9 protein-coding genes are annotated in these 13,690 nt (G+C 71.5%); 3 read left to right on the top strand and 6 right to left on the bottom strand.

Annotation, left to right across the window (positions count from 1 at the left end; translation table 11 throughout):
* The 3 genes from deoC to QSK21_RS17000 all read right to left on the bottom strand — a co-directional run bounded on the left by deoC (position 1) and on the right by QSK21_RS17000 (position 3,707).
* Complete coding sequence (deoC, locus tag QSK21_RS17010) at positions 1–939, bottom strand: deoxyribose-phosphate aldolase (protein WP_285696887.1); 939 nt, start codon at positions 937–939, stop codon at positions 1–3.
* Between the two features lie 81 nt (positions 940–1,020).
* Positions 1,021–1,890, bottom strand: a complete 870-nt coding sequence (locus tag QSK21_RS17005) for a haloalkane dehalogenase (RefSeq protein ID WP_285696886.1) — start codon at positions 1,888–1,890, stop codon at positions 1,021–1,023.
* A 74-nt stretch (positions 1,891–1,964) separates the two neighbouring features.
* Positions 1,965–3,707 (bottom strand): LLM class flavin-dependent oxidoreductase, encoded by a 1,743-nt coding sequence (locus QSK21_RS17000; RefSeq protein ID WP_285696884.1) that lies wholly within the window; start codon positions 3,705–3,707, stop codon positions 1,965–1,967.
* A 178-nt stretch (positions 3,708–3,885) separates the two neighbouring features.
* Here QSK21_RS17000 and QSK21_RS16995 point away from each other — a divergent pair, with 178 nt between their 5' ends.
* On the top strand, positions 3,886–4,938 hold the full coding sequence (locus QSK21_RS16995; protein ID WP_285696882.1) for a CaiB/BaiF CoA transferase family protein: 1,053 nt from the start codon (positions 3,886–3,888) through the stop codon (positions 4,936–4,938).
* A gap of 72 nt (positions 4,939–5,010) precedes the next feature.
* A complete protein-coding gene (locus QSK21_RS16990) occupies positions 5,011–7,908 on the top strand; it encodes a helix-turn-helix transcriptional regulator (protein WP_285696880.1) in 2,898 nt (965 codons plus the stop codon).
* A gap of 3 nt (positions 7,909–7,911) precedes the next feature.
* Here QSK21_RS16990 and QSK21_RS16985 read toward each other — a convergent pair whose 3' ends face one another.
* Both QSK21_RS16985 and QSK21_RS16980 read right to left on the bottom strand, forming a co-directional pair.
* Positions 7,912–8,730, bottom strand: a complete 819-nt coding sequence (locus QSK21_RS16985) for a class I SAM-dependent methyltransferase (protein WP_285696879.1) — start codon at positions 8,728–8,730, stop codon at positions 7,912–7,914.
* 1,162 nt (positions 8,731–9,892) lie between these two features.
* Complete coding sequence (locus QSK21_RS16980) at positions 9,893–11,917, bottom strand: acyl-CoA dehydrogenase family protein (RefSeq protein WP_285696878.1); 2,025 nt, start codon at positions 11,915–11,917, stop codon at positions 9,893–9,895.
* 174 nt (positions 11,918–12,091) lie between these two features.
* Between QSK21_RS16980 and QSK21_RS16975 the strand changes: the two genes are divergently transcribed.
* On the top strand, positions 12,092–12,850 hold the full coding sequence (locus QSK21_RS16975; protein WP_285696877.1) for an IclR family transcriptional regulator: 759 nt from the start codon (positions 12,092–12,094) through the stop codon (positions 12,848–12,850).
* Here the strand turns inward: QSK21_RS16975 and QSK21_RS16970 are convergent.
* Entirely contained in the window at positions 12,847–13,641 is a 795-nt protein-coding gene (locus QSK21_RS16970; RefSeq protein WP_285696876.1) for an enoyl-CoA hydratase-related protein, read from the bottom strand. The two genes, QSK21_RS16975 and QSK21_RS16970, sit on opposite strands and share 4 nt — an antisense overlap.
* Positions 13,642–13,690: the final 49 nt, after the last annotated feature.

Below are 13,690 nucleotides of genomic sequence, written 5' to 3'. Positions count from 1 at the left end.
TCAGTCGAGCGTGAAGTAGTCGGGGCCGGAGTAGGCGCCGGTGGCCAGCTTGCGGCGCTGCATCAGCAGGTCGTTCAGGAGGCTGGACGCGCCGAGCCTGAAGTGCTCGGGGGTCAGCCAGTCCGGGCCCGCGGTCTCGTTGACCAGCACCAGGTACTTGATCGCGTCCTTGGTGGTGCGGATCCCGCCGGCGGGCTTGACGCCCACCTGGCGTCCCGTCTGGTCGCGGAAGTCGCGCACCGCCTCCAGCATGACCAGGGTCACCGGCAGGGTCGCGGCCGGCGCCACCTTCCCCGTCGAGGTCTTGATGAAGTCCGCCCCGGCCCGCATCGCCAGCCAGGACGCCCGCCGCACGTTGTCGTAGGTGACCAGCTCGCCGGTCTCGAAGATCACCTTGAGGTGGGCGTCGCCGCACGCCTCCTTGACCGCGACGATCTCCTCGTACACCTTCAGGTAGTCGCCGGCCAGGAACGCGCCCCGGTCGATCACCATGTCGATCTCGGTCGCCCCCGCCCGGACGGCCGCGCGGGTGTCGGCCAGCTTGGCCTCCAGCGGCGCCCGCCCGGACGGGAACGAGGTGGCGACGGCCGCGACGCCGATCCCCGTGCCCTTGAGCGCCTCGGCGGCGACCCCGGCGAGATCGGGGTACACGCAGATCGCCGCCACCTTCGGCACATCGGGGTCGCCGGGGTCGGGGTTGACGCCCTTGGCGCACAGCGCCCGCACCTTCCCCGGCGTGTCCGCGCCCTCCAGGGTGGTCAGGTCCACCATCGAGATGGCCAGGTCGATCGCCTGCGCCTTGGCCGAGGTCTTGATGGACCGGGTCGCCAGCCGGGCCGCCCGCTCGTCGGCGCCGACCTGGTCCACGCCGGGCAGTCCGTGCAGGAAGGCGCGCAGCTCGGCCGCTCCGCCCACCGCGCTCAAAGTCTCCGTTGACACGCCCCAAGCATCACCTACGCGCCCCCATGACACCAAACGGCGCGGACGTCCCCGATGACCGGGCTCACGCCGTGCCGGCGGTCACCCGCCCAGCAGCCCGTGCCTCCGGGCCCAGCCGGTGATCGCCGTGGCGATGGCCTCCGGCCGGTCCTCCGCGGCGTGGTGCCCGGCCGGGCCGCAGTGCTCGATCTCCAGCGCGGCGATGTTGGCCGCGCACCACTCCACCAGCTCTCCTCCCTGCTGGAACAGCAAGGTGGGCGAGGAGTCGAAGGTGAGCAGCAGCTTGGGAACGTTGTCACTGCCGGCCAGCCACTTGCCGTAATGGCGGATCCGTTCGGCCACGTCGGCGGGGTCCCCGTCCAGCGGCAGCGAACGCGCCCACTCCAGGATCGGGCGGCGGCTCTCGCGGGTCGGGAACGGCGCGCGGTAGGGCTCCAGCTCCTCGTCGCTCAGCGGGTTGAGCACGCCGCCGGTGAACGCGGACTCCAGGAGATAGTTCTGGTCGAGCGCCAGCTTCTCGCCCTCCGGCCCCCGGATGGCCTCCGCCCGTGCGCGCGGCGCCTCCCCCAGATCGTTCCAGGACATCTCCTTGACGATCGTCTCGAAGAAGGCCACCCCGCGGACGCGCCCGGGGTTCCGCGACGCCCAGTCGAAGCCCAGAGCGCCGCCCCAGTCATGGCCGACGAGCACGACCTCGTCCAGCTCCAGCCGGTCGAACCAGGCGTCCAGGTACCGCGCGTGGTCGCCGAAGCGGTACGGCACGTCCGGCTTGCCGGAACGGCCCATGCCGATCAGGTCCGGCGCCAGCAGCCGGGCGGGCCCGCCGAACGCGGGCAGCACCTTGCGCCATATGCGGGACGACGCCGGGTTGCCGTGCAGGAAGACGAACGGAGCCCCGGCGCCGGACTCCTCGTAGTACATCGTCGAGTCGAGAACGTCGATCGTGGGCATGGCCCCTCCTCTTTACGTTGGTGTGACCAACAATAAATCGTTGGGAAGACCAACGCAAGATGGGATCGGCTCGATCAGTAGGGCGAGGGTCCGCCGAACATCTCGCTCACCCGCGGGGCCAGCTCGGTGTCGCCCGTCAGCGTGAGACGGCCGTCCATGAACAGCGTGGCCGGGTTGGTGTGACCGGAGAGGACGCGCAGGAAGTCGGCCGTGCCGGTGCGGATCCTGAGGGCGGGCTTCGAGGCCGGCCCCGGACGGGACCGGGCCCGGCCGTCGTGGACCTCGATCGTCCAGGCCAGGGTGGCGCCGTCGGTGCGGGACAGCCGGAATTCCAGCTCGCCCTGGAAGCCGCGCTTGACCGAAGGGTCGTAGGCGCGGGCCATCCCGGCGAAGAAGAGACGCTGGGCGCCGGGACCGAAACGTCGTTCCAGTTGGGCGTCGGTACGGTTGCCGACGAAACGGTAGATGGCCTTGAAGGCGTTTCGCCGCACGCTTTCCCGTAGCTCGTTCCGCGTATTGGCGAGGGCGGGGCGGACACCCGACGGGCGGCGCGCACGGCGGGCACGGGCCACTTCCGCGGACTCGTCGATGCGGTAGCCCGCCGGGACCTTACGTGCGGGTTCGCGGCGGGCGAGCGCGGCCTCGATCGCGGGGGCCAGGCGCTCCGCCTTCGCGGCCTCGCGCTCCTCCCGCCCTTCGGCGAAGCGCGGCAGGACCGCCGATCCGAACAGTTCGAGGGACTCGCAGATGTGCTCGTGCCGGTTCGGCCCCGCTTGCAGGACGAACGAGATGTGGTCGACGCCCACCGACGCGTACCGGCTGATGAGCTCCGCCACCTGGTCGGGCGTGCCGACCGCGCCGCGCAGCGAGCCGATGTTGACGTTCAGCGACCGGGCGTTGGCGATGATCTGGTCGCGGGAGAAGCCCCGGGCGGCCCTGCGCTCCTGGAAATGCTTCCAGACGTCCGTGCGGCCGGGGTCGTGCGGCGTGTTGCCGTAATAGTGCGCGAGCGCGAAACCGAAGAAATGGGCGCCGTCGATACCGCGGTCGATCGCGGTGGCCTCGTCCCGGTGCAGCATCATCGGCAGGACGACGGCGACATTGGGATTGACCGCGAAACCGGCCGGGACGCACTCCTCGGATTCGATCAGCCGGTAGTACTCGTCCACCCACACACCGGCGTCCTCGGGCTCGACGAACGAGAACGACAGCGCGCCGATGCCGTTGCGGGCGGCGAAATGGATGGTCTCGCGCCGCGAGCAGGCCACCCACAGCGGCGGATGCGGCCGCTGGACGGGCTTGGGGATCACGTTGCGCGGCGGCATCGTCATGAACGGCGAGTCCCACCCGGCGAAGGGCTCCTCGACGAACATCCGCGTGATGGCGTCGATGGCGTCCTGCCACTGGGCGCGCTTGTCGGCGCGCTTGACGCCGAAGCCCCCCAGCTCGGCGCCCGAGCTGGCCTCACCGGTGCCGAAGTCGACCCGTCCGCCGGACACCAGGTCGAGCGTGGCGATGCGCTCGGCCACCCGCGCCGGGTGGTTGACCTGGTGCGGGAGCTGGACGATCCCATGGCCGAGCCTGATCCGCTCGGTCCGCTGGGACGCGGCGGCGAGGAAGACCTCCGGCGCGGAGGAATGGCTGTACTCCTCCAGGAAGTGGTGCTCGACCTCCCACACGTAGTCGAACCCGACCCGGTCGGCGATCTCGATCTGTTCGAGCGCGTCCTGGTAGAGCCGTTGCTCCCGGCCGTCGTCCCAAGGCCGGGGAAGCTGGTGTTCGTAGAAAAGGGAGAATCGGATTCCGACCACCTCCACCGGCTCTGACCTCGCAGAATCCCGTTCTACCCCGGTCAGCGTCCCCCGGATTGGACGGCACGTCAACAGAGCTCCAAGGAACGGCAAGGGCGTCGTCATTCCGGTGCCCGGAGCGCCTTGACGAGGCGGGGCGCGGGGGGTGAGCGTGGTCACGATCAGCGGGGAGCGGAGTGGGACCATGGCGCTGCTGGACGGGCTGCGGGTGCTGGACCTGACGATGTGGCGGCCCGGGCCGTACGCCACCCAGTTGCTCGCCCAGCTCGGCGCCGACGTGATCAAGGTGGAGCCGCCGGGCGGCGAGCCGATGCGCGCCTTCCCGAGCCATTTCGACCTGCTCAACCAGCACAAGCGCGGCATCGTCCTGGACCTCAAGGACCCGTCCGACCGGGCCCGCTGCCTGGAGCTCGCCGCCGGGGCCGAGGTCTTCGTGGAGGGGTACCGTCCCGGCGTCGCCGACCGGCTCGGCGTCGGGCACGAGGCGGTGCTGGCCCTCAATCCCGGGCTGGTCTACTGCTCGCTGTCGGGATACGGATCGCACGGATCGCTGTCGGCGCTGCCGGGGCACGACGTCAACTACCGCGCCTATACGGGGGCGATGCCGCCCGAGGCCGGATCGCCGGACGTGGACGAGCTGCCCGTCGCCGACATGGCGGCGGCGACGATGGCCGCGTTCGCGATCACGGCGGCCTGCCTGAAGGCGCGGACGACGGGGCTCGGCGACCACATCGACCTGGGCATGGCGGACGTCCTGGCGCACTGGGTCGGCACCGTCCCCGAGCCGCGTGAGCGCCGGCGGGAGCCCGGCCCCCCGGTCCCCGGGTACGGGGTCTACACCACCAAGGACGGCGGCAAGATCACCCTGGGGGTGGTGTCGGAGCAGCGGCTGTGGGCCGCGACCTGCCGTGCGCTCGGCCTGGTGGAGCACGCCGACCTCCCGTTCTCCGAGCGGCTGGCGCGGGTGCGGGAGCTGGACGCCGCGGTGGCCGCCGCGATCTCCCGGCTCACCAGGGACGAGGCCATCGATCTGCTCTACCCGGCGGGCGCGCCGGTGGCGCCGGTGCTGACCAGGGCCGAGATGATGGCGCACGGGCACTTCCAGGCCCGCGGCGTCATCGCGGACGGCACGGTCGGCGTGCCCGTCCGCACCACCGTGCACCCGCCGCTGCCGCCCGGCCCGGTGCCCGGACTGGACGAGCACCGGGGCCAGACCTGGCGGATGAATCCGGGCTGACCATCAGTTTCACGGCGTAACCGGTAAAAAATCGTGACAGGAATGTCCGACGGGTTTGGCATGCTTGAGGGCGTGAGCATACGCGCGATGCCGTCCCTCATGGTCGGCCGGACGGCCGAGCTGGGCGACTTGGAGGAGTCGCTTTCGCGCGCGCCGGGAGCGGTGCTGATCGGAGGCGAGGCCGGGGTCGGCAAGACCCGGCTGATCCGGGAGTTCGCGGCCCGCCTCGGGGAGAAGGGCGCCCGGCTCCTGGCGGGCGGATGCCTTGAGCTGGGATCGGACGGGTTGCCGTTCATCCCGTTCACCACCGTGCTGCGCGGGCTGGTCCGCGACATCGGCATCGAAGGGGTGGCGGGTCTCCTGCCGCGGGCCGACACCTCCGGGCTGGCCCGGCTGCTGCCGGAGTTCGGCGAGCCGGAGTCCGACGAGGCGTCCGCGGAGGAGCGGGCCCGGCTGTTCGAGCTGGTGCTGACCCTGCTGGAGCGGCTGGCCGAGCGCGGCCCCGTGGTGCTGGTGATCGAGGACGCGCACTGGGCCGACCAGTCCACCCGCGAGCTGCTGGCGTTCCTGATCCGCAACGCCGGCGGCTCACCGCTGCTGATCGTGGTCACCTACCGCACCAACGAGCTGCACCGCGCCCACCCTCTGCGGCCCCTGCTGGCCGAACTGGCACGGCTCGAGCGGGTACGGCGGCTCGAACTGACCCGGCTGTCCAAGGCCGACGTCGCGCGGCTGGTGGCCGGGGCGATGGACGCCGAGCCCCCGCCGCCGCTGGTGGACCGGATCTACGCCCGCAGCGAGGGCATCCCGCTGTTCGTCGAGTTCCTGCTGGAAAGCGAGGACGGCAGCGAGGACGGCAAGCATGCCGAGCTGCCCGAGTCGCTGCGCGACCTGCTCCTCGCGGGCGTCCAGAGGCTCCCGGAGGAGACGCAGGAGGTGCTGCGCGACGCCAGCGCGGGCGGCACCCGCATCGAGCACGCGCTGCTGGCCGCCGTGTCGGGGCTGGACGAACCCCGCCTCACCCGGCTGCTGCGACCGGCCATCGCCGCGAACGTGCTGGTCGTGGACGGCGACGGGTACGCGTTCCGGCACGCCCTGATCCGCGAGGCGATCCACGAGGATCTGCTCCCCGGCGAGCACACCCGCCTGCACACCCGCTACGCCGAGGCCCTGGAGAACGATCCGGGTCTGGTGCCGGCGCGGCGCCTGTGGGTGGAGCTGAGCCACCACTGGTACTCGGCGCACGACGCCACCTGGGCGCTGGTCAGCTCATGGCGGGCCGCCGCGGAGGCGCACAAGACGCTGGCGTACGCCGAGAAGCTCGCGATGCTCCTGCGCGTCCTGGAGCTGTGGGAGCGCGTACCGGACGCCGAGGAGCGCATCGGCGCCGGGCATGTCGACGTGCTGGAGGAGGCCGCGGCGGCCGCCGATCTGGCCGGGGAGTTCGACCGCGGGATCAAGCTGGCCAGCGCCGCGCTGCGCGCCGTGGGCACCGGTGAGGACCAGGCGTCGCGCCGCGCCGCGCTGCTGGAGCTGCGCGGCCGGATGTACTACGAGACGGCCCGGTCCCGTTGCATCGACGATCTGCGGGAGGCCGTGGCCTGCCTGCCGGCCGAGCCGCCCACCGAGCTGCGCGCCCGCGTGCTGGCCGCGATGGCCACGTACGTGCGGCTGTCCACCGACATCCGGACGGCCCGCGCGGCGGCGGAGGAGTCGCTGCGGATCGCCCGCCAGATCGGATCGATGACCGCCGAGGTGAGCGCCCGCATCACGCTGTTCTGCGTCGACATGGACTACGACCGTGACGGCGCGGCGCTGCGCGAGGTGGAGAAGATCGCCGACCAGGCGGGGAGTTTCCAGGCGCAGCTACGTGTTGCCGTCATCAAGTCGCACTTCCTGGAGGGCGTCGGGCGGCACGAGGACGCCGCCGAGGTCGCCCGTCTCGGCATGGATGTGGCGCGGGAGCACGGCATGGCCCGCACCCAGGGCACGTACGTGTCCATCAACAGGGCCGAGCCGCTGGTGTCGCTGGGCCGGTGGGACGAGGCCCGCACGATCCTGCGGCAGTCGTTGGAGCAGGACCCCGGGCTCACCATCCGCACCTCGCTGCTCGTCCTGGACGGGGAGATCGCGCTGTACCGGGGCGACCTCGACACCGCCAGGGAGCGGCTGGCGGAGGCCCGCGAGATCACGCATCGGAAGATGCCGTGGAAGAAGGCCCAGGACTTCTTCTCCACCGTGCGGCTGGAGGCGCGGCTGCGGATGACCGAGGGACGGCCCGACGCGGCGCTGGAGGCGGTGCGGGACGTGATCGCCCATCCGGGGCTGCCGGACGACGCCCGCTACGCCTGGCCGGTGCTGGTGACCGGCGCCGCCGCCTGCGCGGAGCTCGGCGACGCCGCCACCATCGACGGTCGGCCCGCGTTCCCGCAGATCGAGTCGCGCGCGGCCGGGCTCAGCACCACCGGCCCCGCCCAGAACGCGTACCGGCTGGCGTTCGAGGCCCAGGCGGCCCGTGTGCGCGGCGAGCGCGCCCTGGCCGCGTGGGACGCCTCCGCGACCGCGTGGGAGGAGCTGAAGCGTCCGTACCCGATGGCGGAGGCTCTCCTGGGCGCGGGCGAAGCGGCGCTGGCCTCGGGCGACCACGAGGGGGCGGCGCGACGCCTGGAACGGGCCGCCAAGGCGGCCCGCGACCTGAGTGCCGCGCCGCTGTGCGAGCGGATCGAGGCGGTGACGCGCCGCGTCCGCCGCCGCGACGACACCGCCCCGCTCGGCCTGACTCCGCGCGAGTTCGAGGTGCTGCGGCTTCTCACGGAGGGCCACAGCAACCGCGACATCGCCGAGGCGCTGGTCATCTCCACGAAGACCGCCAGCGTGCACGTCTCCAACATCCTGGCCAAGCTGAAGGTGACCAGCCGCGGCGAGGCCGCCGCGGTCGCCCACCGCCTGGCCCTCTTCGCCTCCGACTGAACCTCAGCCCGGGACGCGCGCCACGCAGAACACTGTCTGGCCGAACGGTGGCCGCACGACCCGCTCGATGGTCCGGGTCAGCGGCACGACCGTACGGTCGTAGATCTTGACCAGGCGCGGGTCGGGATACCCGGCGCCGCCCCGGCGTACGGCCACCCACCAGGCGATCCCGCCCAGGAAGTTGATCGGCTTGAGCACCTCGGCGTGCAGCCCCGCCTCCCGGACGGTCGCGCCGAGCGTCGCCGGCGTGTAGCGGGTGACATGCCCGACCTTGCGGTCGAAGTCCCCGTACAACTGCATGTAGCCGGGAACCCAGATGACGATGCGGCCACCCGGCTTGGTGACGGCGGCCAGGTCGCGCAGGGCCTGCACGTCGTCCTTGATGTGCTCCAGCACGTTCATCATGACGACGGTGTCCACCTTCTGCCGGATCCCGACCTCGGCGGGCAGCTCCAGGTGGAGCACCTCGACGTCGTCGTCGCCCTCGTACCGCTTGCGCAGCTCGCCCACGCAGTACGGGTCGTTGTCGCTGACCGCGAGGTAGTCCAGCCGCCCGGCGAACTGCTCGGAGAAGTGCCCGAGACCGGACCCGATCTCCAGCAGCGAACGCCCCACATGCGGGGCGACCATGTCGTACTCGTACTTGCGGTAGTTGCGCGCCTCGTCCCCACCGAGGTGGTTCTCCAAGGCGCCCTCACCGGCCGCCGGCTGGACGATCTCACCGTCACCCGACGCGGGCGCGGCGGGCGCGCCCTTCTTGCCGCTGCCGAGCAGGTTGAGGAGCGTGCCGGTGATGGACTTCTTCTGAGCTGGTGACTGCATACTTCCCGCTCGCTGGATGCGTTCCGCCGTTGACCGGCGTCCGGCCGGCCAGTGAATCACAAAACAGGACGGCCGGCCCTCGGGCAAAAGGTCGCGTCAGTCTATCCACAGCACCACCCCCAAGGCCCACCCCCCAAGAATTTTCCCCCCACGCAGCCAACCGCCCCACCCCGACAGACAAATCGCGAGCGAAGCGAGCAACACTCCCAACCACCCCAGCCAACAACCCCAGCCCCGAACGGCGCCCAAGCGCTGCGATCGCGACCGAAGGCAGGTTCCGAGCTAGCGAGGAACCTGATCGCGAAGCGAGCCCCCAGGGCGAGTCGAAGCGATGCCAGCGATCGCCGCAAGCACGACAAGCGACAAGCCCCCAGGCGAGAAGCACAGCTCGTGCTTGCAATAAACACAGCCGCACCCACCCCAGCCCCCAACCCCAGCCCCGGACGGCGCCCAAGCGCTGCGATCGCGACCGAAGGCAGGGACGAGCGCCAGCGAGACCCTGATCGCGCAGCGAGCCCCCAGGGCGAGTCGAAGCGATGCAGCGATCGCACGCAAGCACGACAAGCGACGAGCCGTCAAGGCGAGGAGCGCAGCTCGCGCCTGCAAATGAACACAGCCGCACCCACCCCAGCCCCTCACCCCAGCCCCGAACGGCGCCCAGGCGTTGCGATCGCGACCGAAGGCAGGGGCGAGCGCCAGCGAGACCCTGATCGCGAAGCGAGCCCCCAGGGCGAGTCGAAGCGATGCAGCGATCGCACGCAAGCACGACAAGCGAGGAGCGCCAGCGACGAGCGCAGCTCGTGCTTGCCAATAAAACACAGCACCCACCCCAGCCCCCAACCCCAACCCCGAACGGTCGCCCAAGCGCTGCGATCGCGACCGAAGGCAGGGACGAGCGCCAGCGAGACCCTGATCGCGCAGCGAGCCCCTGGGCGAGTCGGAGCGATGCAGCGATCGCCGCAAGCACGACAAGCGACGAGCCGCCAGGCGAGGAGCGCAGCTCGTGCTTGCCAATAAAAACAGTCACGGGGCGCGCCACGGGGTAGCCGAGCCGGGCTCGGTTCACGCGCCCCGCTCCCGTTTTCGGCAGGTCGCCGGACGTGCCGAAATTTACCTAGCAATCACGAGCAGCACAGGAAGACCGTTTTCATACTGTGAACTGTCACGCTCCGGTGGTGGGCGTGTGCGCGGCGCCGGCGGGGATGCGGCGGTGTACGTTGTCGCGTTTGCTGGGTCCTGGTTCGGCTTCGGCGATCCAGGGGCCGGGGATGGACGGATCCAGCACGCCTTCCTCAAGCCAGGTGAACTCGCCGTCCAGGACCTGCTTGGCCAGTTTGGAGTCCAGTGCGTCGGTGTTGCGCCAGAGCCCGTCGAACAGTTCCTCGACGCGGACTCGTGCCTGGCGGCAGAACGCGTCCGCCAGCCTGATCGCCGAGGGGCCCGGGAGGGTGGCGGTCTCACCCGCCAGGGGTGTGCCGCCGCTCTGCCCGTCGGCGTGGGCGCGGACGCACACGGCGCTCATCGCGAACAGTTCGGCCCCGATGTCGACCATGCGGCCGAGGAAGCCTTGCTTGTATTCCAGGCGCCCTTGCCAGCGTCCGGCCGCATAGAACGTGGAACGGGCCAGCTTGCGGGAGGCGCGTTCGACGTAGCGGAGGTGTTTGGCCAGCGGGCCGAACTCTCCGTACGCGCCGGGCCGCTGCCCCGCGCCCGTCACGAGGGTCGGCAGCCAGCGGGCGTAGAAGCCACCGGCGCGGGCCGCGGCGCGTGCCTTCCGGGCGCGGGACGCCTCCGGGTCGATGATGTCCCCGGCCACGGACAGGTGCGCGTCCACGGCCTCCCGCGCGATCAGCAGGTGCATGATCTCGGTGGAGCCCTCGAAGATCCGGTTGATCCGCAGGTCGCGCAGGAGCTGTTCGGCCGGTACGCCGCGTTCGCCCCGGGCGGCCAGCGACTCGGCGGTCTCGAAGCCGCGGCCGCCGCGGATCTGCACGAGTTCGTCGACGACCCGGTAGGCCATCTCCGACGCCCACAGTTTGGCCAGCGCCGCCTCGATCCTGATGTCGTTGCGCTCGTCGTCGGCGAGCTGCGCGGACAGGTCGTGCATGGCCTCCAGCGCGTACGAGGTGGCGGCGATGAACGCGATCTTCTTCGCGATCGCCTCGTGCCGCCCGATCGGCCGGCCCCACTGGACGCGTTCCCGGCTCCACTCCCGGGCGATCTTGGTGGCCCACTTGGCGGACGCGGCGCAGATCGCGGGCAGCGACAGCCGCCCGGTGTTGAGCGTGGTGAGCGCGACCTTCAGCCCGGCGCCCTCGGCCCCGATCAGGTTGGCCTTCGGGACCCGCACCTGGTGGAACCGGGTGACGCCGTTCTCGATGCCGCGCAGCCCCATGAACGCGTTGCGGTTCTCGACGGTGATCCCGGGGCTGTCCATGTCGACAACGAACGCGGAGATGCCACCCCGGTGCTGCTCCCCCTGGGAGGGCACGGACTTGGGGACCCGGGCCATCACCACGACCAGGTCGGCGACGACGCCGTTGGTCGTCCACAGTTTCACGCCGTCCAGGATGTAGCCGTCGCCGTCGGGCACGGCGGTGGCGCGCAACCGCGCCGGGTCGGAGCCCACGTCGGGCTCGGTGAGCAGGAACGCGCTGATCTCCTTGGCGCAGCGCGGCAGCCAGGTCTCCTTCTGCTCGGCCGTGCCGAACAGCTTGATCGGCTGCGGTACGCCGATGGACTGGTGCGCCGACAGCAGCGCCGCCAGCGCCGGGTTCACCGAGCCGACCACCATCAGCGCGCGGCCGTAGTGGAGCTGGCCGAGTCCGAGCCCGCCGTAGCGTTCCGGGATCTTCATCCCGAGCGCGCCCAGCTCGCGCAGGCCGTCGATCACCTCGTCGGGGATGCGCGCCTCCCGTTCGATCCGCGCGGGATCGATCCGAGTCGCGCAGAACTCCTTGAGCCTGGCCAGGAACCGCTCACCCCGCTCGGCGGCGGCCTTGTCGGGGCGTGGGTGGGGATGGACGAGATCCAGCCGGAAGTCCCCGAGGAAGAGCTGTTTGCCGAAGCTCGGCAGGCGCCATTCGGCGTCGCGCGCCTCCTCGGCGACCTTCCTGGCGGTGCGCTCGTTCACGGTGGGCTTGGGCTGCTGGGCGTCTCCGGTGGCCGCGCCGCTCGTCTGGCTCATACCGGCTCCCTGGATCCGGGGCGTTGGTCCGGGCCTCTCTCGTAAGTTACTCCCGAGTCGTACCCCTGAGTAGACCCCATCATTCGGTTCCTGCCGACGGGCGCGGGCGGCCCGATGTGGCGAGTGTCGGCAAAGACCTTGACCTGGGCTTTGCGGAAGGGTTCGCTGTCCGTGATGGACGAGACACGGAAACCGACCCTCATCGCCTCGGTGCAGCGGGCGCTGCGCCTGATGGAGGCGGTCGCTTCGCATCCCAACGGCGCCCCGGCCAAGCAGCTCGCCCGCGAGGCCGGCCTTCCGCTCGCCACCGCGTACCACCTGCTGCGCACCCTGGCCCACGAGGGGTACGCGATGCGGCTGTCCGACGGCGTGTGGGTCCTCGGCGACCGCGTCCAATCCCTGCACGGGCGGAGCAAGGCCCAGCAGACCCTCGCCCGGATCCGCCCCACGCTGATCGCGCTGCGCGACGAGCTCGGCGTGGCGACGTACTTCAGCATGCACGTGGACGACGAGATCCGCGTCGTCGACATCGCCGACGGCCCTCGCGCGCCCCGGGTCGACCTGTGGGTGGGCTTCGACGAGGCGGCGCACGCCACCGCGATCGGCAAGTGCGTGCTGCGCCAGCTCAGCGAGGATCGCCGCCGCGACTACGTGGCCAGGCACCCGCTGGTCGACCTGACCCCCAACACCATCACCGACGAGCGGCGCCTGCTGGAGCTGCTGGCCGAGCCCGCCACGGTGTCCCTGGACCACGAGGAGTACGCGCTCGGCACCGGCTGCGCCGCCGTGCCCGTCGCCGACGCCGCCGGCACGGTCGTGGGCGCCCTCGCCGTCTCCTGCCGCGCCGGCCGGCTCCCGAAGATCCAGGCGTCCGCGCACCGCATCCAGGCCACAGCCGACCGCATCCAGCGGGCCCTCAGCCTGGCCGTCTAGCGGTCCTTGAAGTCGGGGATCCGCTTCTCCAGGAACGCGGCAACGCCTTCCTTGGCGTCCTCACTGGCGGCCAGGGCCACCAGTTCGCCCAGCAGGTACTCCACCTGCTCGTCCAGCGGACGGCCCTCGATGGCGAAGAACGCGTCGCGTCCCTTGCGCAGCCCGAGCGGGCTCTTGGCGGCGATCGCCGTGGCCAGCTCGTCCACGCGGGCGTCCAGTCCGGCGCGCGGGACGACCTCGGTGACCAGGCCGATCTCGCGGCCCTCGGCCGCGCTGATCCGTTGCCCCGTGTAGTACAGCTTGAACGCGTGCTTGGGCGGCACGTTCCGGTTGACGATCGCCATGATCATCATCGGCCAGAGCCCGACGTTCACCTCCGGCGTCCCGAGCGTGACGTCGTCCGCCGCGACCACCAGATCGCAGGACGCGGCGAGCCCGAGCCCGCCCGCGACCGCGTGCCCGGCCAGCCGCGCGATGATCGGCTTGCCGAGCGCGGGGAACGCCGTGAACAGCCGGTAGGGGGCGCTGCGCCGGATCGCGTCGGGGTCGGCGACCGGCCGCCCGTCCGCCTGGGCCTCGCCGAGCCCGCCGAGGTCCGCCCCGGCGCAGAAGGCCTGGTCGCCCGCCCCGGTGAGAACGATCACCCGCACGCCGTCGTCGTCCCTCGCGCGGGCGAACGCGTCCAGCAGTTCGTCGATCATCCGGTCGCTGAGCGCGTTGCGCGCCTCCGGCCGGTTGAGGGTGATCCGAGCGACCCGCTCGGCGACCTCGTAAAGGATCGTCTCGTACATGGCCCAGCCCGCTTCCCAGCCGTCCGACGACATCGGCCACCGCGAGACG

Source organism: Actinomadura sp. NBRC 104412 (genome assembly GCF_030269515.1).
Taxonomy (GTDB): domain Bacteria; phylum Actinomycetota; class Actinomycetes; order Streptosporangiales; family Streptosporangiaceae; genus Spirillospora.
Note: the sequence above shows the minus strand (reverse complement) of the source record. Positions and strands in the feature narration are given on the sequence as shown.

Excerpts from the sequence above, each read along its gene's own strand:
- QSK21_RS17005 (WP_285696886.1), bottom strand. The coding sequence starts at position 1,890 with ATGCCCACGATCGACGTTCTCGACTCGACGATGTACTACGAGGAGTCC.
- QSK21_RS16995 (WP_285696882.1), top strand. The coding sequence starts at position 3,886 with ATGGCGCTGCTGGACGGGCTGCGGGTGCTGGACCTGACGATGTGGCGG.
- QSK21_RS16985 (WP_285696879.1), bottom strand. The coding sequence starts at position 8,730 with ATGCAGTCACCAGCTCAGAAGAAGTCCATCACCGGCACGCTCCTCAAC.
- QSK21_RS16980 (WP_285696878.1), bottom strand. The coding sequence starts at position 11,917 with ATGAGCCAGACGAGCGGCGCGGCCACCGGAGACGCCCAGCAGCCCAAG.
- QSK21_RS16975 (WP_285696877.1), top strand. The coding sequence starts at position 12,092 with ATGGACGAGACACGGAAACCGACCCTCATCGCCTCGGTGCAGCGGGCG.
- QSK21_RS16970 (WP_285696876.1), bottom strand. The coding sequence starts at position 13,641 with ATGTACGAGACGATCCTTTACGAGGTCGCCGAGCGGGTCGCTCGGATC.